This is a genomic window from Sulfurovum sp. bin170, assembly GCF_010892395.1.
Taxonomy (GTDB): domain Bacteria; phylum Campylobacterota; class Campylobacteria; order Campylobacterales; family Sulfurovaceae; genus UBA1140.
The window spans coordinates 1-5467 of the sequence record NZ_JAACKB010000254.1 but is presented as its reverse complement, the minus strand read 5'-3'; the positions used below and the strand labels follow the sequence as shown (position 1 = coordinate 5467).

7 protein-coding genes are annotated in these 5467 nt (G+C 34.6%); all 7 read right to left on the bottom strand.

Going from position 1 to position 5467, the window contains the following annotated elements; all coding sequences use genetic code 11:
* Positions 1–651: 651 nt before the first annotated feature.
* The 7 genes from GSY74_RS06025 to GSY74_RS05995 all read right to left on the bottom strand — a co-directional run bounded on the left by GSY74_RS06025 (position 652) and on the right by GSY74_RS05995 (position 5255).
* On the bottom strand, positions 652–921 hold the full coding sequence (locus GSY74_RS06025; protein ID WP_164664199.1) for a hypothetical protein: 270 nt from the start codon (positions 919–921) through the stop codon (positions 652–654).
* A gap of 107 nt (positions 922–1028) precedes the next feature.
* Positions 1029–1310, bottom strand: coding sequence for a type II toxin-antitoxin system RelE/ParE family toxin (locus tag GSY74_RS06020; RefSeq protein ID WP_255494557.1), 282 nt, complete (start codon positions 1308–1310; stop codon positions 1029–1031).
* The gene (locus GSY74_RS06015) at positions 1297–1590 is read right to left on the bottom strand and encodes a hypothetical protein (RefSeq protein ID WP_164664198.1); all 294 of its coding nucleotides are present in this window, start codon (positions 1588–1590) and stop codon (positions 1297–1299) included. The genes GSY74_RS06020 and GSY74_RS06015 overlap by 14 nt, the downstream gene beginning before the upstream one ends.
* 46 nt (positions 1591–1636) lie before the next feature.
* A complete protein-coding gene (locus GSY74_RS06010; RefSeq protein WP_164664197.1) occupies positions 1637–1957 on the bottom strand; it encodes a hypothetical protein in 321 nt (106 codons plus the stop codon).
* A gap of 159 nt (positions 1958–2116) precedes the next feature.
* Positions 2117–2962: an Rpn family recombination-promoting nuclease/putative transposase gene (locus GSY74_RS06005; RefSeq protein ID WP_164664196.1), complete on the bottom strand. Its 846-nt coding sequence runs from the start codon at positions 2960–2962 to the stop codon at positions 2117–2119.
* Positions 2963–3056: 94 nt separating this feature from the next.
* Positions 3057–4196, bottom strand: a complete 1140-nt coding sequence (locus GSY74_RS06000; RefSeq protein WP_164664195.1) for a type IV pilus twitching motility protein PilT — start codon at positions 4194–4196, stop codon at positions 3057–3059.
* Between the two features lie 60 nt (positions 4197–4256).
* Positions 4257–5255: a transaldolase gene (locus GSY74_RS05995; RefSeq protein ID WP_164664194.1), complete on the bottom strand. Its 999-nt coding sequence runs from the start codon at positions 5253–5255 to the stop codon at positions 4257–4259.
* Between the last annotated feature and the right edge of the window lie 212 nt (positions 5256–5467).

Sequence of the window (5467 nt, the reverse complement as noted above, 5' to 3'; positions counted from 1 at the left end):
TTTCTCCATGATAGTATTACTTAAGAGTTTAACTTTAGATTCGTCTCTATCCATATCCCTTTTAGATAAAAACCAAGCTATACCCCACCCTAACAGTGGAGCTACCACCAAACAGAGTCCTATCGATTCTAACATATCATATCCTTTCAAAACTACAACAGTAATTGTTTAATAATATTATATAATATTTTTTTGAAAGTATGGTGAAAAATAGTTATTTTTTGTTATTATTTTGAAGACTTCTTAAATCATTCACTTTAAGTTTGACTTTAGTTGTTATTATCTATGCATCGAACCTAAGGAGAGGATGCGACGAAATGGTGTGAGTAATATTCAAAATTTAATCTATATGAATGTTTTGTTACAGCCGATTTATACCCACCAACAATTGAAGATATGCTAATTTTGCCTTGATTTTGAAATCGTTTTTGCCCAATGGTTTGTGATGTTTTTGATGGTAGAGACAAGGCACGCCTTGTCTCAAAAATATGGTGTGTTTGAATAATGTTGCGTGTTTGGAGACAAGGCGTGCCTTGTCTCTACCATAATTGTATTTTAACACTTTTGGTTTTTCGGTTTGGTTAATTTTAGGGAGATTTATTATATTTTTTAATTAGGTGTTTTTTTTAAATTGTTTTTGTGGATAAATATTTATTTAATACCAAACTCATTTCTAAAAAAATCATCCATCTCACTATCATACTGCTCTTGGGTTAGATACTCACCACGGTTGATTCTCTCTTCTGCCATATGCACTCGCTCTCTAACCTCATCTTTGCTAGAGATTATAATATTTTGTGGAAGTTTGTTTGTAGTATTGACTCTTTGAACAGAGATAGTATCTTGTGGCAGACTCTGAATATAAGCAATGAATTTTTCATATAAACTATCAGCTATATTTATCTGTAAATTATGTGTCATCAGTTCTCCTTTGATTTTATCATACATAATCATACTTAATACTTGGAATCGGAAGGCTTTGCCTCCGCTGTTCGGGAGTAAACTCTCCGTCTCCTAAAAAAGGTATCTTAAAATTTCTCTCTATATTTTGTAATACCTAAAACGGAAATAGTTTGTTTCTTTTTATCTATCTCATAAGGGACAACATACCCTTTAAATATCAAATCTCTAAAATTATCTCGTTCAAAATATCTTGATTGTCTAAATTTATATGGAAAGAAAACCAAATCATCAACTTTATCATCCAACTCTTCTTGAAACTGTTTCGCCCTTTCTAAACTGTCTCTTGCAATAAAATCCATAATTTGAAGCATATCCAAATAGTATCTATCATCTCTAACTATCTCCATATTTTGCCTCTAACTCCTTGATAAAACCACTCATTTTATCTTGATAGACCTCTTTTGAGAGCAAAACTGCATTACCATCTTGAATATCTTTGAATCGCTGATTGAACATTTTTTTGTCCGATAGAAATTTTGGTGAGAGCATATACTCTTCTACCATTTCGTTAGAACTATTTTGATTTAAAATTGTATAGTTTTGAACTATCTCATCTTTTAAGTTTTCAATTATATTAATAAAGGCACTCATATAGTTTTCATTTATTTCCAATTGAATTGTCTGCATTGTTTTCCTTTTTAGGATAGTTTAATTCTATTATACATAATCATACTTAATAAATAGTAAACTCAATTCTAGTAATAATAGGCTCATAAGCATCATCAGTTCTCTGTCTAAATGCTCTAGTATCCACAGGTCTGTTATCCCCATCAATCCTTAGCCCTTTGGTCTTCATAACACTTTTTGTCAACGGTTTTGCAGACAAAATCACATAGACAGAACTAATCTCTTTTTGACAATTGGTACAAGATTTATAACACTCTATCGGAGGATTGATATTGAAATCTTGTTGAAAATTCAAAATACCTTTGACAGGATTTGGGGTTTTTGTCATAATAAACGGTTCACCATTCTCAATACTAAAAATAGTCAAATATCCTTGGTTTCCATTGGTATCTACCTTAAAAGAGAGAAGTTCACCTTCATTGAAAGTTTTTGGCTCTCCAACACCTTTACCATTTTTTTGATTATCATCTTTTTCTCCTTTATTTATTCTGATTTAATGTAAAGGTGTCTCAATATTTGTTTTATACTATTTTAATTTTTCTATCTCCTCAATCATTAAGCCTGTTTTTAGTGAAATAGTCGCAATATCCAATACATCCAATAGATTTTTGGCTATCTCAATTTTAGCCTTTTTTTCCCCCTCAATCTTTGCAGTATAGAGCAAAGAAGCCTTATACATCTTATTCTCCTGTTTTCTATTATAGACTGCTCTTGCTCTGTCCCCAAGTTTCATTACATCCAGTGTCTTTTTGGCTTCATCTAGCCCTTTTGCTTTGAACTTATCTTTTATCTCTTCATTTTTGAGAAAATATATCCACTCATCCAAGCTATTTTTTGCAATATTATTAAACTGATTGACTCGTATCACAAAATACTCTGGATAGATTTCATAGATTCTATCTATTGAAAATTTATCTTTTTTATTCTGTGATGGATTTAGTACCTCATCAGGTTCATGAAGACCTTTAAATTTAGTTTTGCCATGATAGATATAGTCTCTGCCTTGACCCAATTCAAAATAGACGATATTGACCGAATAGACTTTTTTTACCTCGACATAACCATCACCTTTTTTGATATATTCTGTAATCAATTTAGAAGAGCCATAAAGCATTCTATTGAAATAGTCTATTTGGCTACTATGTTGTACCTCAATCAGAATCAGCTCACCATTTTCATTTTTTGCCAAAAGGTCAACTCTATTAAACTTATCATCCTCTGTCTCTTGGTTGGCTTCGCTCTCCAAAATCTCTTCTATCTTTACATCAAATTTCAAAAGCTCTGTTAAGAATCCTTCTAAGATTCCAAAGTTCGCTTTTTGTCTTAGAATCTTTTTCATTGCCCAGTCAAAACTTACTAATTTTCTACTCACTACAAACTCCTTTTTTGAGTTGATTATACTCTTTTGATACTTGAAACTTTCCAATAAAGCCAAAGCATTTAAAAGAGTTAAGTTATTCCTATCCTCACTCCTCCACATCTTTCAAATCAAAAATATCCTCCAAACTCTCTCTATCTACATCCTCTTGCGTAGACGACACACCTATCCCTTGAAGCTTAAGTTTCATATCTGATGGATTGGTAGCATTCTCCAAAACAACCTCTTCACTTATCCTTCCACTCTGATGCAAATCCAACAGTGCTTGGTCAAATGATTGCGAACCGTATATCTCTTTACCCTCTTCAATGGTATCAAGTATCTCATAGTCTCTATTGTCACCAATCAGCTCTGCGATTCTGGATGTGCGTCTCATTATCTCAATAGCAGCAGCTCTTTTGCCATCAACTGTCTTGACCAATCTTTGAGAAACAACCCCCTCCAAAACAGAGGCTAGTGTCATCCTGATACGGTTCTGTTCTGCTTGGGGAAACATACCTATAACTCTATTGATTGTCTCTTTTGCATCTAGTGTGTGAAGTGTGGAAAATACCAAGTGACCTGTATTGGCTGCGTGAAGTGCTATCTCAATGGTCTCCAAATCACGCATCTCACCCACAAGTATAATGTCAGGGTCTTCTCTTAGTGAAGCTTTGAGGGCATTTTGAAAAGAGAGGGAGTCTTGTCCTATCCCTCTTTGAGATATAAGACACTCTCTATCTTGGTGAACAAACTCCACAGGGTCTTCAACTGTAATTATGTGCTTTTTTTTGGTACGGTTAATCCTATCAATCATCGCGGCAAGTGTGGTTGATTTACCTGAGCCTGTAACGCCTGTTACCAAGATTAAACCTCTATGCATATCAGCTAATTCTGTGATTACAGGAGGAAGATTTAACTCTTCTAGGGTAAGAATCTTGACAGGGATAATCCTCATAACACAAGAGAGACCATCAAGCTGATAAAAGAAATTTACACGGAAACGATTATCCTCATCTAATACATAGGTGCAGTCAAGCTCTTTTGTAGTTACTAGAGTAGTATATTGCTCATCGGTCAAGATAGCTTGTGCAATACCATCCAACTCACTGTGAGTCATCTGTTTGCTCCCCAGTTTCAAGAGGTCACCATTGACCCTAAGGCGAATGATAGAACCTGATTTTAGATGGAGGTCACTCCCTCCATTGTGTATAAGATTTTTTAGGTAGAACTGTAGTCTTTTTTGCATATTATATACTTTATTAATTTTTTATTAAATTATAACAAAAGTATATTAATTTATTAAATTTTAATCTTCCAAACTATCCAACATCTCTCTAAAAGCATCCTCAAAAGCACTCAATCCATCATCAAGAAGCCCTTTGCATATCTCATCCATATTGAATCCATTATCTTCAAGATTTGTAAAATATCCATTGAGTATAGAGTCCTCTATTGGCAAAACTTCACCTCTATCATCACTCTTTAGATGAGACTCTATCGTTGCTAGTGGAGCAGTGTTGATGGAGTGTGAAGCCATAAGCCCTGCTATGTAATAGTTGGCAGGTAGAGCATCTCCTTTAACACCAGTACTTGCAAACAAGGCTCTCACATTTGGCATCTCATTTGACTCTATCATATTATAGATTTTAGCAGCGTTATAGATACCTGTTTTTGCAGGGTCGATTCCACATGCTTCAAGTTCCGTATCCAATGCTCTATCGAAACGGCTAACAAACACAGAGATAACCCCCTCTACACGACCTGAACCACTCTCTTCACACTGCTGGACTCCTCTTCTCATCGCTTTCATACACTGTGTTGCCTGTTTTTGAGAGAAGATAAGTGTTGCATTTACAGAGATACCCTCTGCCATTAGCTTGGTCATCGCCTCATACCCTGCCTGTGTTGCTGGTACTTTTACCATCACATTTGGTTCACTAATTGCTTGAAAAAGTCTTTTTCCCTCTTCGTAGGTTCCATTGGTATCATTGCATAAAAATGGGTCAACTTCTATAGAGATAAACCCATCATTGTTATCATCATAGAGAGGACGAAGTAATTTTGCTACGGTTTTGATGTCTTCTATCGCCAAAGCCTCATACTTCTCTTTGCCTGTTTTTCCTTGTAGAGAATCTAATTGCTCTTTGTATGCAGGGGATTTTGTGATTGCAGATGCAAAGATAGCAGGGTTGCTTGTAGCTCCGTTAACTATCTCTTTATCTAGTAGTTTTTTGAACTCATTTTTTAGATAATCTCTCTCTATGAAGTCCAACCATAGTGAGAAGTTTATGTCTCTGTTTACCATATCTTTTATTCCTTACTTATATAATTTTACAATCAATAAAATTATAACATTTTTCAATAAAAGTATTACTTAGTGTTATTAAGGTTGGTTTTGATTTTAAAACTTTTGCAAGGCTCATTTGGAATCGGAGGCTTTAGCCCAATGCCAATGAATTAGCGAGGCTGAAGCCATCGTTTCCTTATATGCAATTTGCATTTTCGGAATCGGCGTGT